Below are 19065 nucleotides of genomic sequence, written 5' to 3'. Positions count from 1 at the left end.
CAAGGGCTCAGCGGGAAAAGCTCCGTCATTCTCTGCAGGGCGTGTGGTATACGTGGATGGTGAATTTTTGGACTCACTTCACGCGCCTGCTGCCTGGCGTGCTATACGCCTGTGCAGTCGCAGGTATTGCCTGGCTGATCAACCTGTTCGTGCCATTGCTGTCTTCGATGCTGGTGGCGATCCTCCTCGGTGTTGCCGTGCGCAACACGAAACTGATTCCATCGATCTGCGAGCCGGGCATCGCCTTTTCAGCCAAGACTGTTCTGCGCGCCGGAGTGGTGCTGCTGGGCTTCCGCCTCTCACTACCCGCCATCGCGGCTCTGGGGGCCGGAACGATTGCCACGATTATCTGTGCCGTCGCGGTGACAATGGTGGCGGGGTATCTGCTGACCTACTTCATGCATGTCAGCCATGCGACCGGCATTCTGACAACATCGGGCACCGCAATCTGTGGAGCCTCCGCAGTTGCCGGCATCTCCCCCGTTGTTTCTGCGCGCAGTCATGAGGACGCCGATGATGCCGTGGCCACCGCCATTGCATGTGTAACGGTTTTCGGAACAGTCGCCCTCGTCGCTTTGCCGACGGCTGCCCACGCGCTGAACCTGACGCCCACGCAGGCCGCCGTGTGGCTGGGGGCTTCCATTCACGAGGTCGGCCAAGTTGTCGCGGCTGCGAATATTTACGACCCTTCCGTTTCTGACCTGGCAACGGCCGCCAAGCTTGGCCGCGTGGTATGCCTGGCAGCCGTGGTCGCAGTGGTGGGCATTGTGGAGCGCCGCGTGGTGCAGGTGCGCCATGAGCATGCGCACAAGGCAAGCTCGAGTACGCGCCCGCCTCTGGTTCCAGGGTTCGTCGTCGGATTCCTCATCGCCGTCGTCGTGGCCTCCCTGTTTACAGGCGTACCCGCTGCGAGCAGCGTTTTCAGCACCCTGGGCGGCACGGTGGCCACGTTGTTGCTGACAGTGGCGATGGGCGCGATGGGTGCGGGTGTGAACCTGCGGAACGTGATTCAGTCAGGCGGGCGTGCGCTTGTGCTCGGCGTGATCCTCAGTGCGTTGATCGCGGCTGTTTCGCTGGGGTGTGTGATCCTTCTGGTTGACTGACGGCGGCATTCCTGCTGGAGTGCCACAGCTTGTCTGGGCAGTAACATTGCGGAACACAATCGAGAACGCTTCAGTGATACAGGAAAAGCGGCTACCGCACGTGTTCTGCGCAGCGTGAACAAAGCCACCCAAGTGGCTCCTGTAAGAAGGCAAGAGGGACTGCTGCCGTGTTCGCTGGCTGTTTCTATCGTCGCCATCCGCGCACACCTCACCGCACGGTCTCGTCTGAGAAGACGCCGCTATCGAATCAATAGTGTTGTCGTCTTGCTCGCCAGGTGAAGACTTATCGGCTGAGGTCAGATCGTGCCAGGAATTATGGGGGGTAACGCGTTGAGGGTCCATAGGTACGCGAAGGTCCCGTTTTCAACGAGGATGTAGATGCCAAGTCCGATGAATACGATCGGTACAATGATTCTCTCGTATTTTTCGACGGTCTCGCCGATAGCCGGTACGGAAGCCAGGCGCTGCGACAGCACGCATAGCCCCTGAATCCCCAGAGCGAAGACTGCAACGATAATCAGAATCTGGATGACGGTTTTTCCCGTGAAATAGGGGACGTAGATTCCGACGTTGTCTCCGCCCATTGCGAGTGTGAGACCGGCGAAAGCAAGGATTGTCGAGCCTTTCTTGCTCAGTTGTTCTTCTATCTCATCCTCGTCCACGTCCTCATCGACGAGAACCGCTCGTATGCCAAGTGCGATCGGAATGAGGCCCAGCAGACCGATCATCCATTCTTGTGGGATGAAGTTGAGAAACCAAGCCGCAACAAGGCTGACTGCCACGAGGATTCCGGTGCCAAGGTACTGCCCGAAATAAACTGATTTGCGGTGCTGTTTTCCCTGGGTGGCGAACAGGATAGTCAAAATGAACAGGTAGTCGATTGATGTCGACACGAATACCAGTGCGGCTGAAAGGATAATGTCCACAGCTTGCTCCTTCCATCTCGGGTTCGCTTGCAGCTGATGATGTGTTCGGATGGCCTACGGATAACGGAGCGAGCGCTGGGCCAGTGCGTGGGCCCGCGATCACCTACGTAGTCGCCTGTACGTACAGGTCGAACAAGTGCGCGACGATCTTCCGCTCGTCACCGTCAAAGTCCACACCATACGCAGCTTCAACCGCTGCATCAAGTTCGTGATGGGCGCGGGTCAGCGCCGGGTACAGCCACGCATTGTCTGGATCGTACAGGTCAGCCAATGCTGCGCCCTGGTATTGATCCCGCGCATCAAGAACCGCCTGCGCCTTTTGCTCAACGAGTGCACGCTGCGCATCATTAGCCTTCGGCCACACAAAATTGTTATACACGATGGTATTCGAGTAGTTATAGTCGCTCTTTAGCCTGCCCGTCACTACCCGAGTCCATGCATTATGGAATTGAGAAGTAAAAATCCCAAACTCATAAAGTCCCGCATCGGCTATGAAATAGAGCTTATTCCCTGGGATCATTCCGTTATCAACAAAATCGACTGGGATATATTTGCGACGCTCCGACGAAACTGGAGGAACACCAATGAATCGATCCCCCTTCGGCGCTCTCACTTCATCAAAAAGCCACGGAGTTTCTGCTTTCTTCCGGGTAGCGGCCTTCACCGAGTTCTCTCTGAATTCTCTTACCCTGCGTACTCGTTCGAGAACATGCGGCATCACGCGCAATTCCTGTGGCGTGCAGTCAACAAGCCACAAACAATATCGTTTCCTGCCTTTGATGAACTCTTCACCCATCGAGAAGCGGCGTATCCATTTCTCCGCTCTTGGCTCGACTGCGAGCAGAGCCTCCTTTTCCGCTTCCATCATCAACAAATTCCCGTCGTCCGTCGGCTGGGAACCTCTCACCATAGGGGGCACATCGCACAGCGGTTTGCTGCGACGTTCGATAAAGACATTCGCAGCGTCAACAAGATAGCCATTGATATTGCCCACCGATTGCGAGACGCCCTCGTCAATTTCTTGAACGTCAAAAAGCACCTTCTTTTTCCGCGCAACATAGCTGAAGCCGACGATGACGACGTGGACATGTGCCTGATCACTCGCCTCGTTGCCCCACACAAATGATCGATGCGCAAAGTTGATGGTGATTCCGCGTTCGAAGAGCGGTCGCCACAATGGCGCCACCTGCTGACCCTGGCAGATCGAATTCGTGGAAACAAAGGCAGCCTCGATCGAAGTTCCCTTCATGTAATCCGCCACTTTGCGGTACCAACCAGCGACATAATCCAGCAAACCGTGCTGCTTCATGCCGTCAAAGACCAGCTCCATATCTGCTCGCTGCTGAGCAAACTTGTTCGAGTAGCCGATGAAAGGCGAATTCCCCATCACGAAACTGCATCGCTGAGCAGGCAGAACGCTCTGCCAGTCCATAGTCAGCGCATTGCCTTCGTGAATGGACGCCGAATCTCGCAACGGGAGGTCGTCGATCTCACGCAAAATGATCGTCTCAGATTCAATGTTTGCCTGCAGCTCCGCAATCCACAGGGCCGTGCGCGCAACAGACACCGCGAAGTCGTTGATCTCAATCCCGTAAAACTGACGCAGCGACACTTTGACCGGACTGTCTCCAAACTCCTCAAAGTCGAACATCGTCTGGTCACGCAGCAACTCGCCTATAATGACGTTCTCCAGGCGCCGCAGCTCAATGTAGGTTTCCGTCAGGAAGTTGCCGCTGCCGCACGCTGGATCATACACGCCGTTCACCTTGGTTTTACCCACCAAAGTTAGGCGCGCAAGCAGTTCAGAAACGTCCTGCGGGGTGAAGAACTCGCCACCCGACTTGCCTGCTGAAGATGCGTACATTGTCATCAAGAACTCGTAAGCATCCCCAAACATGTCAATCGAGTGAGAGCTGAAATCACCAAGTGGTAGATTCCCAATCTCATTCAAAATCCGCACCAGCTTCGCATTACGAGCCGCCACGGTATTACCAAGCTTCGCGCTGTTCACATCCAAGTCATCGAACAAGCCTTTAATGTCGCCCTCTGACTGGGAGCCAACAGCTGAACCCTCAATATTGCGAAAAACCTGCTCAAGCCGCTCATTCAAATCCGGGTCAGAAGCCGCGTTCTTGCGCACGTTCTCAAAAAGTTCGGAAGGGCGAATAAAAAAGCCTAGTTCTGCAACCGAACTATCGCGACCATACTCGGCTAGATCATCGGGAAGTTGAACGTAGTCAAAATCGGGATCCGTCTCGCGCTCCAGCCGGTTCACGTGTTGAACAAAACGTTCGGAAATGAAGCGGTAAAACAGCATGCCGAGCACGTACTGTTTGAAATCCCAGCCATCTACCGACCCGCGTAGATCATTAGCAATACGCCAGGTAGTCCGATGTAGCTCTTGTCTTTGAGCCTCACTACCCACAATAAACTCCCGATACCACTAACCAGTTTAAACGCCGCAACGGGCCACTTTCATAAGGATAACGAGAGAGTAGGACAAAGATTGCGCGCAACATGCACTAAAGCAGTTTGGCCGGCCACACCCCCTTGAATACTCCTTAAAGTCAACGCGCAGAAGCGGGCGGTCGGGCACGCGGCCTCATCCAGTTCTACGGCGCGGGGCACGCCGGTAGGTTCGCCAGACGCCTCGTCCAGGTGCAGAACCTACCGCGTAACTATCTGCCTGACCTCGACGCGCTCGAACTGCTCTACGACTCCGTGCCAGACACCCTGAGCCAGTTGATCCGTGCCACGTTCATCCCCAACGCCGGATGCCGGTTCATCGTCGCTGACTACTTCGCGATTGAAGCCCGTGTCATCGCCTGGCTCGCCGGAGAAGCATGAACCCTGGCAGCGTTTGAACAAGGCAAGGATCTGTACTGCGAGACCGCGTCGCGCATGTTCGGCGTCCCCGTCGAAAAACATGGCATCAACGCTGAGCTGCGCCAGGTGCTCGATATCGGCGTACGAGCCTTGAGTTCCGGCGTCAACGATCCGACTACGGTCTTCCGCACCACCGGGCAGTGCTAAACCAGCCTTCGAGACCTGGTTGAGAACCCGATCTACCCGCAGGTTAAGCGCGACGAGAACGGCAGGCTACTGGTCTGGGCGGTCGCGAGGGAACTCGAGGAGATAATTGACGACTTCTGCGGCGAGATACGTCGCAATGGTTCCGACGAACCCCTAGTAGTGATCTCGCTGCTGCAGGTTCTCGAATCGGTTTATAGCGTCGCCGACCAAAAACATCAAGCGCTTCGTTGTCAAGCAGCAGAAGCGAATCATTGCGGCTGCTGAGAAACATATCGAGGACCCGGTCGACCTAGAAAGTGTGAAGAAGGCAGCCTGGGAGAAGGATCTGCTGAAGGATCCCTCGCGAGAAAGCGGCGTCTAAAGATAAAAGCTGCCCCTCCGAGTCGAAGTGCGGAGGAGCAGCTTCATGGAGCCAAGGCTCCAATTATGTTGCTGGAAAGGTTTAGCAGGCGGCAATCTCTTCCCGCAGCTGATGCTTGAGCGTCGGGGTGGCCCACGAAATATCCACCGCATTCAGGCAGAGTTGCTTGAGGAAGTCCTCGTCTGCGTCCAACTCATCGGCAACTAGCTGCAGATTCTCGCCGATGTAGCCGCCGAAATATGCAGGGTCGTCGGAATTGATGCAGATCTTAATTCCCTTGTCAGATAACTGCTTGATCAGCTGAGTCTTGGAGCCGTCCGAAACCCAGGTGTTGGAAATCGGGCAGCTGGTCAGGCCGATCTTGTTGTCCACCAGATACTGCACATAGTCGGGGTTCTCGCTGACGTTAGTGCCGTGGTCGATGCGGTCAACCTTGATCTCCTCGATCAGCTGGCGGATGTGCTCGATCGAGTTCTTAATGTCGACGTCGGCGTGCATAGTCAGCAGGAAGCCCTCCTCACGAGCGCGAGCGAAGACCTCGGCGAACTTCTCAGGCGCGTTGCCAGTCTCGTCGGAGTCCAGCCCGACGCCGATGATCCAGTGCTTGTAATCCAGGGCCTGGGTCAGCGTGGCCATCGCGTACTCGGCCTGGAAGTCGCGCAGGAAGCACATGATCAGAGCCGACTTGATGCCCAACTTCTTCTCGGCCTCGACCTGAGCGCGGTGCAGGCCATGGATGACGGTGTGGAACGAGACGCCACGGCAGGTGTGCGCCTGGGGGTCGAAGAACATTTCCACGTAGCGCACGTTCTGCTCGGCTGCCTTGCTCAGGTATGCCATGGCTAGGTCGTAAAAATCCTCGGCGGTCAGCAGCACGTTCATGCCGTCGTAGTACGCAGCCAGGAAGGACGCCAGATCGTCGAAATCGTATGATTCGCGAACCTGCTCGGGGGTTTCCTCGGCGAGCTTGATGCCATTGCGCTCGGCGAGCTTGAACTTCAGCTCCGGCTCGAGCGTGCCCTCGATGTGTAGGTGCAGCTCTACCTTGGGCAGTTTCTGAACGAAGGGTGAAATCTTCACTTTGACTCCTAGTTGCTGGAAATTACGGGATCGGTGACGACGAACTTGACGCAGTCGATCAGGCCCAGATCGGTGATCGCCCACTCCGGGATTGCGGTGATCGACAGGAACAACAGCTGGCCGAATGGCGACGGCAGGTCGCTGCCCAACTCATCGCGGGCGATGCGATCCATCTCCTGTTCGGCAGCGGCCATCTCCTCAGCTGGAATGTCAGCTACGATGCCGGCTACCGGCAGTGGCAGCCTGCCGATGACGTCGCCATCGGCAACAGCCACCTGGCCACCTCCAAGCCTAGTCACCTCGTTGATGGCGAGGGCCATGTCTGCCGCATTGGTTCCGGCCACCACGACGTTGTTGTCATCTGGCGAGTTGGAGGTCGCGATCGCACCCTTCTTGATACCGAAACCGTTGATGAAGGCAACCGGCAGGTTGTCGGTCTTGCCGTAGCGCTCGGCGACGGCAACCATGATTGCGTCCTTTTCGATGCAGGGCTGAACCACGCCGTCGACGATGTCCAGCTCGATCTCCGCGCCGGGACGGCGGAAGGCCACGTCCTTGCTGAGCACTATCGCCTGAACGACTGCCTTGGAGCCCTCGGCCTCGACCTTGATGCGGCTTGCGTCCACTTCCTTCAGCTTGAAGGTGTCGGCGACAACCGAGGTGCGCTCGGGCGCCACCGGAGCTACGACCGACTTGCCGTTCTCGGCGACGATGCGGCCAGCGGTCATCACGCGTGCGGGTCGGAAGTCATTCAGGTCGTCCACGAACAGGATGTCGGCGAAGCGGCCGGGTGCGATCGAGCCGATCTTGTGATCGAGCTTGTACATGCGGGCGGTGTTGATCGAGCCCATCTGAATTGCCTGCATCGGGGTCACGCCGCACTCGATGGCCAGGCGAACCACGTAGTCGAGATGGCCACGGCCAAGCACATCGCTCGAGGTTATGTCGTCGGTGCAGAAACCGACACGGTCGCTCGGGGCGCCCATCTCGGTGACCAGCTTGATGTTCTCGCGCAGCATCGGGGCCGCGGTAGACTCCCTGATGATGATGTCGATGCCGTTGCGCATCTTCTCCAGCTCTTCCTCAGGCGAGTATGACTCGTGACATAGGACAACCCCGGAAGAGGCGTATCCAGCCACCCTGCGGGCGTCCACCAGAGGCGCGCAGCCGAAGGCGTGCAGTCGGTTCTTCTCCGCAATGTCCATCGCGGCCAGAACGTCCTCGTCACCGTCCTCAACCATCTCCTGAACCGTCTCCCACAGGCCGACGCACTCGGGCATCTCCTGGGCTATCTTGTGGTCCTCGGCCTTGAACGCATAACCGACGTTGGACTCGGGGATGGTGTAGGGCGCCTTAGCCGGTGCTCCCCACCAGACGTGTACCGACGAGTCGGCGGCCTCCGCCAGGAACTCCTTCACGCCGTCAATGCCTGCGGCGACCAACACCTGATCGAGTCCGGAGATGACCGAGGTGGTGCCATAACGTGCGACCATGTCGGCGAGCATCGTCACAGAGAGCTTCGAGCACTCGATGTGCATGTGGCCGTCGATCAGACCCGGGGTCAGGTAGCGGCCCTCGGCGTCGATGATCTCGGTATCGGGGCCCTTCTGCGCAGACACGTCGCCGACGGCAGCCACACGGCCGTCCGCGATGGCCACGTCTGCTGGATAGATTTCGCCAGTTAGGACATTAACCAGCTTGCCGTTTTCGATGATTTTGTCAGCATGTGCCCTGCCGTAGGCCACATCCATTACGTGCCGGTTAGGCATTTCTACTCCTTAGCTTTGCGGGCGCGCGGTCACGCGATCCCTAAATTCTTCTTCTTATTGGTGATTGTGAGTGCTATGAACAGGAGGCCGCTGACCACTATCCCGGCGGGAATCGCCAAGTCAGGGGCATATTCCGGGTGTTGCGGCGAGATCGCAGCTGCAATCGGGCCGATGAAATATCCGGTGTTGGCAAATAGCGCGGAACCGATCATTCCGGCAATCAGCGAGACGAATCCGGGCAGCTTCACGCCCCCGACACCCCAGTAGACCCCGCCCTTGTCGTTCATCAAGCCAGCCAGATCGTAATTGCCGCGTCTCATAACCCAATCGACGAGATAGATCGTGATCCAAGGTGCTAGCCAGACGCTCAGCGAACCGACGAAGGCGCTCAGCAGCGCGTAGAACGACGACTGGGCGACCGCGAAGATAGTGATCAAGATGCAAATTATCGAGTCAGTGACGACAACCATCGGGCGCTTTGCCGGGATGCCGGCGGTCTGCAGGTTAAGTGACGACGAATAAAGGTTGGTGCCGTTTTGTACCATCAGGCCGAAGCCCACTAGAAGCAGAAACGGCACAGAGAACCCCGCAGGCAAGATCGCGGGAACGGCTAGCGGGTCGGAGAGGTCAACGTCGGGGCCGACTGCGACCGTAGCCATGGCGGCGCCTAGGCTCTGCAGCAAGAGGTACGGCACGAAACCGCCCAGCGCGGCCCAGGTGCTAACCGATAACGGGCTGGTTTCTTCGGGCAAATATCGTGAGAAGTTCGAGCCGGAGCATGCCCAACTCAGGCCGCCGGAGACCACTACTAGACTGATCGCGCTGATCATCGCGTTGATGTCGGCGCCTACCTCGCCCGTCGCGATGTTTACCTTGGGCAGGATCAGCACTGCCAGGATTACGAACGCGCAGGCGAAAATGATTGTGGCGAATTTCTGCGCTGCCATCAGGAAGTTGTAGCCGATCAGCGGCAGCAGCATTTGGATAAGGCCGAGCACCACGATGAGCACGACCTGCGTAACGCCCGAGATATCGACGCCGAAAATGCCTAGTAGCGCGGCAATCGCGTAATAAACGAGCACCAGACCGGCAGCTTCGAAGCCGAGCAGCATCAGCCACGAGAACAGGCCATTTGCTCGTCCGCCTCGAGGACCCAGGCTAGAGCGGCTGATCGTCATGTTGGTCGTGCCGGTCTTGGGGCCCTGCAACGAGGCCAGCGCCAGCAACGGGTAGGCGATTAGGTTGCCGATGACGATCGCCGCGATAGCCTGCCAGAAACTGAGGCCGAAAAGAATCACCAGCAGCGCGCCGTAAGAGACGGTGAAGATGTTCGTGGTTGTACCGGCCCAGAGGAAGAATAAGTCGATGGCTTTTCCGTGCCGACGATTTGGTGGGACGAGATCAATGCCCTGTTGATCGATACCTGAAGAGGTTTCAAGAGCCGCTGGATCTGACAAATCGTCTCCTTAGTTTTCAAGGTGCCCAGCCGAACTGGGTTAGGATCCGATCCAGAGTTTATAGAACTGACTAGGCCGATTCAACTTGCTGTTAAGCGATTTCTGGTTTAACGCCGTCCCTAAAGAAATAGAGCTGTCACACGTTCCCGCCGGCGAACTTAACCTCTACCTCGTAGTCGGCCTTGTCCGTGCCCACGAGCACCGCCTTAACGTGGGACTTCAGCAGCCTCGCGGTGTGCTCCTCTGATTTCTGCAGCGGACCTCCCTTGATCGCTTCGTCCCTGTTCTTATCAGTCTCGGCGCTGAGAAAATCTGTCACGTCGTCCACCGAGACCTGGTTTAGCGGGTTGAACGACTGGTCATAAATCTCGACACTGGCCGGGTCTATCGACTCGCCCAGAACGTCGGCCGCGTGCGCGTCGTAAACGCTCCTGGTTGGCCGCACCCTTCCACACAGCAAATCTTCAACCTAATACTTCATTCTCTCGGAACTGAACCAACGACCTCCCATTTGAACCACTCACGCCCCCAGCGCGACTGTGCTGCGATTTTGTATCCAAGTCGGGTTGAAACCTTCAAAGAAAGTTAACGAACCCAGTTTCTCGTGGAACATGCGCAGCCGGTTGTCTTGTTGACGCTCAGTAAGCCCATCTGCAGTCAGAAACGTGTCGAGCTCGCTGCGAAGATCGTCAAGGAACAGAGGATCAATGACCTCGTGGATGTTTTCCGGACTGGTATAGTGCATACTGCCGAAACGACGAGTTTCAGGGTTCAAGGTCGATTCAAAAACCCCACCGAAAATGGTCGGTGAAATCTGCGACCAATCTGTATCCTGCGCCACCTCGTTCAGCAGAAGGGAGCGGATCGATTCAGTGAAATTCGGTATTTCCACGTTCCCCTTGAACAGACCACCGTTGACATAGGGGAAAGCCCGCAGACGATCCGACAGGTACGGATCGCGGTCAGGAACCGGCGTATCGAGCACCTTAAACAACTCGAGGAGAGCCGAACGCAGCTGCTGTGCATCGAAAGAGGACAGATACCGGTAGAACGCGTCCTTCTCGAACAGTCCCGCATCCTCAGCGAACAGGCAGAACACGATTCGAACACACAGCACGTTGAGCGCGTGTTAAGCCTGCGTGGTTTTCGGATCGATATATTGCTCCAGCAACGCAGCACGGAGCTTTCCAACCAACGCCCCCGCATCAATCGAGGCAGCTTTCTCGCGGCTGGAGCGAAGCGAATCCGGGTCAGTAAGGCCAAAGACTTCTTGACGAACACTTCGATGCAGGGGCTGGATCACCTGCGCAGATTATTCTTCCCAGGAAAACATCGACGATGCCATGGCCGTCCTCGACGGCCGCGTCTACATCCACGCCACCCTCAGCGACGCTTCAGATTCGAGGGAAGCCGAGTCGACTGTTGCAAAGATTCGTGACGAACTGCATGCGCTCTTAGACTCCGTGCTCGTCGGCGGCATTACCGCCACGGACATCGACACCAACCTGACTGGCGAACGTGACCTGCGCGTCATCATCCCCCTCGCGCTCGTCGTTGTGTGGGTGATTCTGGCCATCCTGCTGCGCGCATTGTTGCTCCCCACCATCCTCATCGCCGCAACAGTGATCTCCTTCGGCACTGCCCTGGGTACAGCCTCGCTTGCGTGCAACCACGTGCTGAAGTTCCCCGGCGCCGACCCATCCGTAGCACTGTGTGGCTTCTTATTCCTGGTTGCGCTTGGCATCGACTACACAATCTTCCTCATGACGCGTGCCCGCGAGGAGGCCCATCACATCGGAACACGCCCAGGAATCCTCAAGGCGCTGACGGTGACAGGCGGCGCCATTACGTCGGCAGGCACCGTGCTCGCCGCGACGTTCTCCGCGCTCGTCGTCATCCCGTTGATGTTCATGATCCAGCTGGCGTTCATCGTCGCGTACGGCGTGCTCAAAGACACGCTCATCGTCCGAACGCTGCTGATCCCAGGCTTGGTGCTCAACATCGGCCCTCAGATCTGGTGGCCATGGCAGAAGCTGGCCGAGGCTGGTCCGGAACGAGCAAGCTGGATCCCACGCTCAATCTCAATAATGAGGACAAGACATTCACCAGACAAAACCCTTATCAGTTCGACGAAGTCGATACTTTAACCACTGACACCAAAAACCTCCACATCACAGGTGGAATCGTCAGGCTAAGGGCGCAGTGGGCCATCGCTCCGAAGGTCGTAGCGAAAGACCTGGCGATTACCGTCGGTGACACGCTCGATCCCCAGTCGTTGCTCGTGTCTGCCACCGACTACAAGGGCCGCGACCTGAAAGATGACGTCAAGATTGAGGGCGCCCCGGCTAACTCCAGCAAGGCTGGTACTTTCCCGCTGACCTTCACGGTCACCGATGAATTTGGTGTGAAGAGCAATACTGCTACGGCAAACCTGGTCATTAACCCGACTCTTGAGGTTGCTGATAAGACCATTGAGTTCGGTGGGGACTTCGACACCCTCGTCACGAACTCCGCTGGCGGGAACGTTACGCTCGACCCGAATTCGAAGTACGACGTGAACAAGCCTGGAACCTACGACCTGACCTACACGGTCACCAGCGAGGATGGGACTACCAGCGTCACGAAGACTGCTCGCCTGACAGTGAAGAATCCCCCGGCGAAGCTTGCCGTTAAGGACGTTACGATTTGGGAGGGTGAGCCCTTCAAACTTGCGGACATGATCACCAAAGAGGGGACCGACAGTACCCCGGTTCCTGATTTGAACGCCGAGTTCAATTCAGCTGTCGCTGGCACATATCCGGTTGAAGTCACCGTTACCAATGCCGACGGCGTTGAGACCAAAGAGACCGCGAACTTGATCGTCAAGAAGCGCATCGCGGAAGTGAAGCCCGCGCCGACACTGGAGCTGAAGGATCTGGAGATCTGGGAAGGCGACCAGATCGACCTGTCCTCCATGGTTTCCAAGGCAACCGGAGGTAAGACACTGGCCAATCCAGACTCGAAGTTTGACGCCAACAAGGCTGGCGAGTATCAGATTGAGTTCACGGCTACCGACCAAAATGGTGCCACGGTCACCAAGACTGCGAAACTCATGGTGAAGCCACGACCGGAAGAGCCGAAGGTCGAATGCGCCATCCCCGACGCTGAGGGTGCTAACGGTAAGTACTCGATCAGCTCGACTGGCAAGCCCGGACTGGCAGCCACTGGTTCGAACGCAACAGGAGCCGGAATTGCGGCACTGTTCGCACTGGCTGGTGGTGCGGCGCTCGTACGCCGCAGGAAGCACTAACCGGAGGTAACACGAAAGTGGGGTCCGATTCGTCGGGCCCCACTTTTGTTACGCCTGAAAATATCATACCGAGTTGTGCCAGTGAGAAGCCACGCGCAATGGCTCTACACGCCGAGGACGACGTTCGTCCACAGCGTCAACAGCCTGTCGTTATCAACAGCGGTCACCATGTTAACCTGTCTTGGCTTGGCAAGGAATTCCTCGTCGCCGCGGGTGCCCTCGCTCAATCCCCCATCGCAGGCCTCCAGCAGTTTGCCCCTGGGGTCGCGTGCCAGCATAAAGCGGCCTGCCTCCTCCTCGACAACCTCCGGGCACAGCATCTGGGCGATGACCACCATGTCGTGTACCCACATGCCGTCCACCGGCCGCGTGCGCGTGCTGTATTCGATCCACGGACTCAGCCATGCATCAATGGCTTCGGCCCGCTCACGCTGCTCGGGCAGGTCGCCGGCACGTTGCCTGACCTGTTCCCACCGCTCGCGCGAAAGGTGCGTCGTGCGCGTGACATCGAGTGGCACAACTGTCAGGTCGATTCCAGAGGCGAACACGATGGAGGCCGCCAGCGGGTCGATCGCAAAGTTCGTGTCGACAAGGTCGTCGTACCCCTGGCATCCGCCCATCATGCGGATCTCTGCCACATGTCGGGCAGCTTCCGGCTCGAACCGGATCAGTGCTCCAATGTCGGTCAGCGGCCCGAGGGCAGCGATTGTGACCGGGCCGCCGTGTACGTGCGACATGACATCGTGAGCCAGCCGTGCCGCCACTTCCTGCGCGGACTCGCACGGATCAGACGCATCCTGCTGTGCCGACTCCCCTTGCGCGGAGTGCTCCTCCCCTTGCCACAGGCGCTCAACGTCAGGCGCGCGACGGGGCGTTTCCATCTTGTCCCGCCAGGCTCCGCGTGACACATATGTGTCGAGGGGAGCGTCGCATCCTGTGAGGATCGGGGTGCTCACCCCGAATGTCTGCGCCAACCGATGCGCCGCCTGCGCGCCTTCCGCGGCGCTGACGTTTCCAAAGACCGTCCACACCGACGCCAGATCCAGCTGGGGGCTGGACCACGCTAAGCACAGTGCCAGCGCGTCGTCGACGTTCGCACCTGGAATGCCGTTGCCGGGGTCGCAGTCAATGATGAGTGGCATCAATAAAACCTGAAACTTTCGTGAAGTGAGAGTGAGGAGCGGGCTAACAGCTGGCCCGCTCTACGAAGTATGTTGTCGGAACGATGGTGGCGGCCGCGCCTGACCCCAGCAGCGAGGTGGCGATCTGAGCTGACAGATCAGCCATATCCACGTGGATTCCCGACAGTGCCGGCACACAGTATTCGGCATGCGCAGTGATGTGCATGGCCACCACACTGATGTCGTCGGGGATACGCACGCCCAGTGATGCCAGGCGCGCCATGAGCCCTACTGCCTGCATCTCATTGGACACGACCACCCCGTCACAGCCCAGGTTCACAAAGTGTTCGGCCATCTGCCAGCCGCCCTCGTACGTGTAGGGGGCACTCAGGTGGTGGGGGTGATCTTCGGGATTGCCGTCTGAACCGTCGTCGAGGGCATCGAACCAGCCTCGGCTGCGTTCGGCAGAGTTGATGCGTCCGCGCGGCCCGCCCAGGTGCCCGATGGTCCTGCAGCCGCGTTTCTTGAGTTCGCGTGTCAGCTTTGCGGCGCTTCCTCGTTCGTCTTCCAGGACGCTGATGCGTTGCCCTGCGGCTTCGCCAGTGTCTGTCGGAGTGCACGCATTAGCGAATACCACCGGCCGCGCAAGGTCTTTCAGCAGGTGAGAAGGCGGCGGCTGGTCAACCGAGTACCACACCAAGCCGGCGACCTGCTGGCTCATCATAGTCTCGATGATGTCTTCTTCTCGCTTGAGGCAGTCGTGTGAATCAGCGACCAGCAGCGAATACCCATGATCGTAGAACTCGTCTTCGATGCTTTGGAGCATGTGTGCCAGGAACGGGTTCGCCAGGTCAGGGACGACCACTCCGAAGGTCGTGCCTTTGCCTGTCAGCAGTGCCCTGGCCGCGTTGTTCGGACGGTAGCCGGTCTGCTTAATCGCTTCCAGCACACGTTTGCGGGTTTCGGGAGCGACGGGGCGCGAACCGTTGTTGATCACGTAGCTCACGACGGCTGTTGACGTGCCCGCCAGCTTGGCAACGTCGTTCTGAGTAGCTCTTTTCGCCATATCGATGTCTGCTTGGGGTCAGGGCGTCCTCGTCGCGCTAAAGCAAAGACAGAAAACCGGCATCGTGCATGAAGCCGATTTCCCGTCTTTCACTTTAGCATCGTGGCCTAGATGGCATCTTCGATCAGTGTGAGGTCGCGGCCTCGAGTCTCCGGTGCGAAGAACGTGGTGATGAAGCCGATTCCAGCGGTGACCATGAAGTAGATGGCCAGCGGGATCCACGAGCCGGTCGCAGCCAGCAGTGCTGACGCGACCATCGGAGCGGTTCCGCCTGACAGGATGGATCCCAGTTCCTTGGCAACCGCCATTGTTGAGTAGCGGTGGCCGACGCCGAACAGTTCGACGCCGTAGGCAGCCTGCACGCCGAAGATTCCGAGGGAACCCAGACACATGCCGACCACGATGACTGCTCCGACAACGAGGGCGTCACGCGATTCCATGAGGAAGAATGCGGGCACGCCGTAGATGACGAGCAGGGCGCAGAAGACGCGATAGGTGATGCGTCGTCCGAACCTGTCGGACAACCAGCCGGACAGTGGGATGACAGCAAAACCGAGGATTGACGCAATCAGCACTGCGGTCGTGGGGACGGACTTGTTCATGCCCAGCGCGTTGACGGTGTAGCCGACCAGGAATCCCTGAGCCATGTAGGACGGGCCGTTTTCACCGATGCGCAGACCCAGCATGACCAGGAAGGCTTTCCACCCGAAGGTCGACTTGGCGGGCTCGTTTTCCGCCTTGTCGAGGTCGGCCAGTTCGCGTGTTTTCTTCTCCTGATAGGTCTTGAAGACGGGGCTTTCATCCATCGAGCGGCGAAGGAACAGTGCGAATGCTGCGACCAGCACAGAGCACAGGAACGGGATTCGCCATCCCCAGGAAATGACCTGTTCGTGCGGCAGCAGCAGGACCAGCAGCCACACGATCGAGGCGAGCAGCGTGCCGCTGTTGGAGCCGACACCGATCAGCGAGGCGACCAGGCCGCGGTGGCGGGTGGGTGCATATTCGGCCAGCATGACTGCGCCGCCGGAAAGTTCGGCACCTGCACCGAATCCCTGGCAGATGCGCAGCAGGGCGAGCAGGATCGGCGCCCAGATTCCGATGGTGGCGTATGTGGGCAGAAGGCCGATTCCCGAGGTTGCGATACCCATGAGGGCGACGGTGAAGACAAGGATTTTCTTCCTGCCGACGCGATCACCGAGCCGTCCCAGCACGAATGCGCCCACGGGGCGGGCCAGGAAGCCGACCGCGTAGGTGATGAACGCGGAGAGCAATGCGATGATCTTGGTTTGTTCAGGGAAGAAGACATCGCTGAAGACCAGGCCCGCTGCCATTCCATACAGTGCGAAGTCGACGTATTCCATCGTCGTGCCCAGCCAGATTGACACGATTGCGGACCAGAAAGATTTGCGTCCGTGGGTACTTTCGAAGTGTTGATCGGCTATTTGATTGCGATGCTTGATGTGCGGCATCTGCCCTCCCCTGTTTCACAGGTTCACCATTGAATTATGCGTGACGCATTCTATACGTATAGATACGAGGGTGCAAAACACTCTGGTCACTCGAAACGCCTCACTAAACGGAGGGAATCCAGGCGCATACTGAATTGGCCTGAGTTTTGAGAGCGGCGTGTGAGGCAGCCTTGAAGGCTGCGTGTTGAAAATGGTTGGTGTATCTCTCACTGGGTGGGATGTCCCCAATCGATGAATACAACCTGCCGGTATTGCACCGGTGGCCCCATCCGATAGTCGCGGTCTCCCTTCTTGCCTGTTGGCCCAGGCAGCAACTTCAACGTCAATCAGCTCGGACTTGTGCAGCCCAATGGCTGACTCCATCAGCCCATCGTCGTAGGCATCCCCAACGGTACCGATTGAGCCAACTATCCCGTGCGTTGCAGCAGGTCGCGCAGATCAGTCAAGGTATACAGACTACCCGCATCGGAGTGATGTATGACCCCAGCAGACTTAAAGAACGAGTCCTGACACTTCCGTGTGGCCAACGCCTGCCTCAAGGCACATGCGACCAGACTGTTATCCGTCTGGGTGTCGACGACTGCAAGGATTTCTCTGGTGCACACGTCCTCAACAGAACTGACGCATATCCCCCCTGCAAGGTAGAAACGTAGGTGAAATCCGCCGCCCGCCACTGATCGGGGTGCGTTGCGACTTCTTCCGGCGCACGCTTGATTCCCAGGATGTTCATCAGTCGTTGTACCTGGTCACGGACAATCCGCCATCCAGCGCGCAGGGCTGCTTTCCAGCAGTTTGCGCCTGCCACATAGATGCGCCTCGCCTTCACCCACAGCGTGTACAGCTTGTGGGCAGCATACGCTTCCTCGAGTTCGGCCTGTGTGGGGGTCAACCCGGCTGATGTAACGGTATAGTAGGTTGCTGGCGAAATGTCGTATTCGTGCTCGTTGAACACGTGGCACATCCGCTCGATGGAATACAAGTGCCGGTGAATATGCAGAAAATTCACAATCACTTGAGTGCGGTCACGCTCCGTCTGGGCAAAAAAGCTGACGTCAGCTTCAAGATCTCGTCGGCTTCCTCAAGCCGGGCATTTTCCTCGCGTAGCTTGTTAAGTTCGGCATCTTTATCCGCCTCACTGGCTGCTACTTCCAGCGCCTCGGCCTGTTCAGCCTTTCTCATCCAGTTGCGCAACGTGGATGCTTCGATTCCCATCTTTGCTTCCACAACACGAATAGCTGCCGGCTTCGACGAGGCACCGCCATTAAGGATATCAAAGCATATCCTCACCGACCGCTCCCTGGCCTCCTGGTCATAAGCACTGATAGCTATAGAAAAACCTTGCTAGGTATATCATGCCCTCTCACAAACCCAGTCTGATTTACACCAGTTATAGGGAATGCAGATCCCATCGATAACGATCTGCCCCATATATCACGCCGGTAACTTGCGCGTTAGGCACTCCAACTTTCCAGCATCAGGCCGTTTTAGTGACAAAAGAGGTTTTAATTATCACGAGTTCCTTAATAAAATATCCTTCTAGCAGTAGTTTTATAAACAAGTCAGCTTGCGTTTTAGAGGTAATGTCAGTACGTGATTTAACTGCCAGGCACCCCAAACCGGTCGATCACAAGTGTTCGTCGAACAATAATTCAAAGCTTCATACCCCCTCATCAAACCCCAATAACAACGCATTAATACTCATAATTCGGGTATGATCCCCAAACCACGAGTGACGGTGGTTAATTAAGCTCACGAAGCAATCTCCTGCTGCAAGAACCTTAGGAAATTTTGCTTTGCAGAGAGCAGAAGCAGTTCCTTACTTCGATATTTACAAGTTCCTTGAAAATAGCGAAGCCGCCCATATTCACTGCTCATATGGGCGGCTTACGCTACTTTAACTTCTCAGTTTTAGTCCTTTCTGACTTTCTTCCTACCAGCAGCAATCAGTAATCCGCCGGCTGCAAGAATCATCGCTGCGACTTGATACGGCATCCCAGCATATCCAGTTTTCGAGAGCTTTCCAGACTTGCGGGATTCAGACGCTTTAACGGCGTCATCGCCGTTCTTGTTGCTCCCACCATTCGGGTTATCAACTTGGACCTTCTTCCACACAGCCTTCACGACCGTGTCACCATTAACAGTAATCTCGGTACCCGGCGCCACTTCCTGACCATCAACTTCCCAAGCCTTAAATTCCTGGGAGTCATCCGGAGCAGTAAAACCATTAGGCAACACCGTGTACTTACTGCCCTTATCCACAGTCGCACCATCCATACTGCCGCTACCACCATTACCGTCGTAGCTAACAGAAACCTGGACCTTCTTCCACACAGCCTTCACGACCGTGTCACCATTAACAGTAATCTCGGTACCCGGCGCCACTTCCTGACC

At 57.4% G+C, this 19065-nt stretch carries 17 protein-coding genes and 2 pseudogenes; 5 read left to right on the top strand and 14 right to left on the bottom strand.

Going from position 1 to position 19065, the window contains the following annotated elements; all coding sequences use genetic code 11:
- Positions 1-56 precede the first annotated feature (56 nt).
- Entirely contained in the window at positions 57-1103 is a 1047-nt protein-coding gene (locus tag QP093_RS08740; protein ID WP_285016123.1) for a YeiH family protein, read from the top strand.
- A gap of 296 nt (positions 1104-1399) precedes the next feature.
- Here QP093_RS08740 and QP093_RS08735 read toward each other — a convergent pair whose 3' ends face one another.
- Both QP093_RS08735 and QP093_RS10135 read right to left on the bottom strand, forming a co-directional pair.
- Positions 1400-2029: a CadD family cadmium resistance transporter gene (locus QP093_RS08735; RefSeq protein WP_285016122.1), complete on the bottom strand. Its 630-nt coding sequence runs from the start codon at positions 2027-2029 to the stop codon at positions 1400-1402.
- 103 nt (positions 2030-2132) lie between these two features.
- Positions 2133-4454, bottom strand: a complete 2322-nt coding sequence (locus QP093_RS10135; RefSeq protein WP_285016121.1) for a type I restriction-modification system subunit M — start codon at positions 4452-4454, stop codon at positions 2133-2135.
- 233 nt (positions 4455-4687) lie between these two features.
- On the opposite strand from QP093_RS10135, the gene QP093_RS10130 reads away from it, so the two are divergent.
- Positions 4688-4876: a hypothetical protein gene (locus QP093_RS10130; protein WP_058236075.1), complete on the top strand. Its 189-nt coding sequence runs from the start codon at positions 4688-4690 to the stop codon at positions 4874-4876.
- A gap of 54 nt (positions 4877-4930) precedes the next feature.
- Positions 4931-5326: pseudogene (locus QP093_RS08720) on the top strand (DUF2254 family protein).
- A 178-nt stretch (positions 5327-5504) separates the two neighbouring features.
- On the opposite strand, the gene add reads toward QP093_RS08720, so the two are convergent.
- The 6 genes from add to QP093_RS08690 all read right to left on the bottom strand — a co-directional run bounded on the left by add (position 5505) and on the right by QP093_RS08690 (position 11032).
- Positions 5505-6503 carry an adenosine deaminase gene (gene add, locus QP093_RS08715; protein WP_058236076.1) on the bottom strand — a complete coding sequence of 333 codons (999 nt, stop codon included), beginning with the start codon at positions 6501-6503 and terminating at the stop codon, positions 5505-5507.
- Between the two features lie 8 nt (positions 6504-6511).
- The gene (locus tag QP093_RS08710) at positions 6512-8272 is read right to left on the bottom strand and encodes an adenine deaminase C-terminal domain-containing protein (protein ID WP_058236077.1); all 1761 of its coding nucleotides are present in this window, start codon (positions 8270-8272) and stop codon (positions 6512-6514) included.
- A 29-nt stretch (positions 8273-8301) separates the two neighbouring features.
- The gene (locus tag QP093_RS08705; protein WP_285016120.1) at positions 8302-9729 is read right to left on the bottom strand and encodes a purine-cytosine permease family protein; all 1428 of its coding nucleotides are present in this window, start codon (positions 9727-9729) and stop codon (positions 8302-8304) included.
- Between the two features lie 136 nt (positions 9730-9865).
- Entirely contained in the window at positions 9866-10174 is a 309-nt protein-coding gene (locus tag QP093_RS08700; RefSeq protein ID WP_058236079.1) for a DUF4230 domain-containing protein, read from the bottom strand.
- Between the two features lie 75 nt (positions 10175-10249).
- Complete coding sequence (locus QP093_RS08695) at positions 10250-10846, bottom strand: type IIL restriction-modification enzyme MmeI (RefSeq protein ID WP_058236080.1); 597 nt, start codon at positions 10844-10846, stop codon at positions 10250-10252.
- A gap of 12 nt (positions 10847-10858) precedes the next feature.
- Positions 10859-11032 carry a hypothetical protein gene (locus QP093_RS08690; RefSeq protein ID WP_157843490.1) on the bottom strand — a complete coding sequence of 58 codons (174 nt, stop codon included), beginning with the start codon at positions 11030-11032 and terminating at the stop codon, positions 10859-10861.
- Positions 11033-11072: 40 nt separating this feature from the next.
- On the opposite strand from QP093_RS08690, the gene QP093_RS08685 reads away from it, so the two are divergent.
- Both QP093_RS08685 and QP093_RS08680 read left to right on the top strand, forming a co-directional pair.
- Entirely contained in the window at positions 11073-11876 is an 804-nt protein-coding gene (locus QP093_RS08685; RefSeq protein ID WP_058236081.1) for an MMPL family transporter, read from the top strand.
- A complete protein-coding gene (locus QP093_RS08680) occupies positions 11792-13018 on the top strand; it encodes a bacterial Ig-like domain-containing protein (protein ID WP_285016180.1) in 1227 nt (408 codons plus the stop codon). The genes QP093_RS08685 and QP093_RS08680 overlap by 85 nt, the downstream gene beginning before the upstream one ends.
- 104 nt (positions 13019-13122) lie before the next feature.
- Here the strand turns inward: QP093_RS08680 and QP093_RS08675 are convergent, their stop codons facing one another.
- The 6 genes and pseudogenes from QP093_RS08675 to QP093_RS08650 all read right to left on the bottom strand — a co-directional run.
- Positions 13123-14160 (bottom strand): nucleoside hydrolase, encoded by a 1038-nt coding sequence (locus QP093_RS08675; protein WP_285016119.1) that lies wholly within the window; start codon positions 14158-14160, stop codon positions 13123-13125.
- A 43-nt stretch (positions 14161-14203) separates the two neighbouring features.
- A complete protein-coding gene (locus tag QP093_RS08670) occupies positions 14204-15205 on the bottom strand; it encodes a LacI family DNA-binding transcriptional regulator (RefSeq protein WP_285016118.1) in 1002 nt (333 codons plus the stop codon).
- A 107-nt stretch (positions 15206-15312) separates the two neighbouring features.
- The gene (locus tag QP093_RS08665) at positions 15313-16674 is read right to left on the bottom strand and encodes an MFS transporter (RefSeq protein WP_285016117.1); all 1362 of its coding nucleotides are present in this window, start codon (positions 16672-16674) and stop codon (positions 15313-15315) included.
- A gap of 535 nt (positions 16675-17209) precedes the next feature.
- The gene (locus QP093_RS08660) at positions 17210-17686 is read right to left on the bottom strand and encodes a hypothetical protein (RefSeq protein ID WP_285016116.1); all 477 of its coding nucleotides are present in this window, start codon (positions 17684-17686) and stop codon (positions 17210-17212) included.
- Positions 17683-17886: a hypothetical protein gene (locus QP093_RS08655; protein ID WP_157886315.1), complete on the bottom strand. Its 204-nt coding sequence runs from the start codon at positions 17884-17886 to the stop codon at positions 17683-17685. The genes QP093_RS08660 and QP093_RS08655 overlap by 4 nt, the downstream gene beginning before the upstream one ends.
- Positions 17887-18582: 696 nt before the next feature.
- Positions 18583-19065, bottom strand: a pseudogene (locus QP093_RS08650) (hypothetical protein); the annotation flags it as partial.

The organism is Pauljensenia sp. UMB10120 (genome assembly GCF_030212035.1).
GTDB lineage: Bacteria > Actinomycetota > Actinomycetes > Actinomycetales > Actinomycetaceae > Pauljensenia > Pauljensenia radingae_A.
The sequence above is the reverse complement of the archived record's forward strand: the minus strand, read 5'-3'. Positions and strand labels throughout refer to the sequence as shown.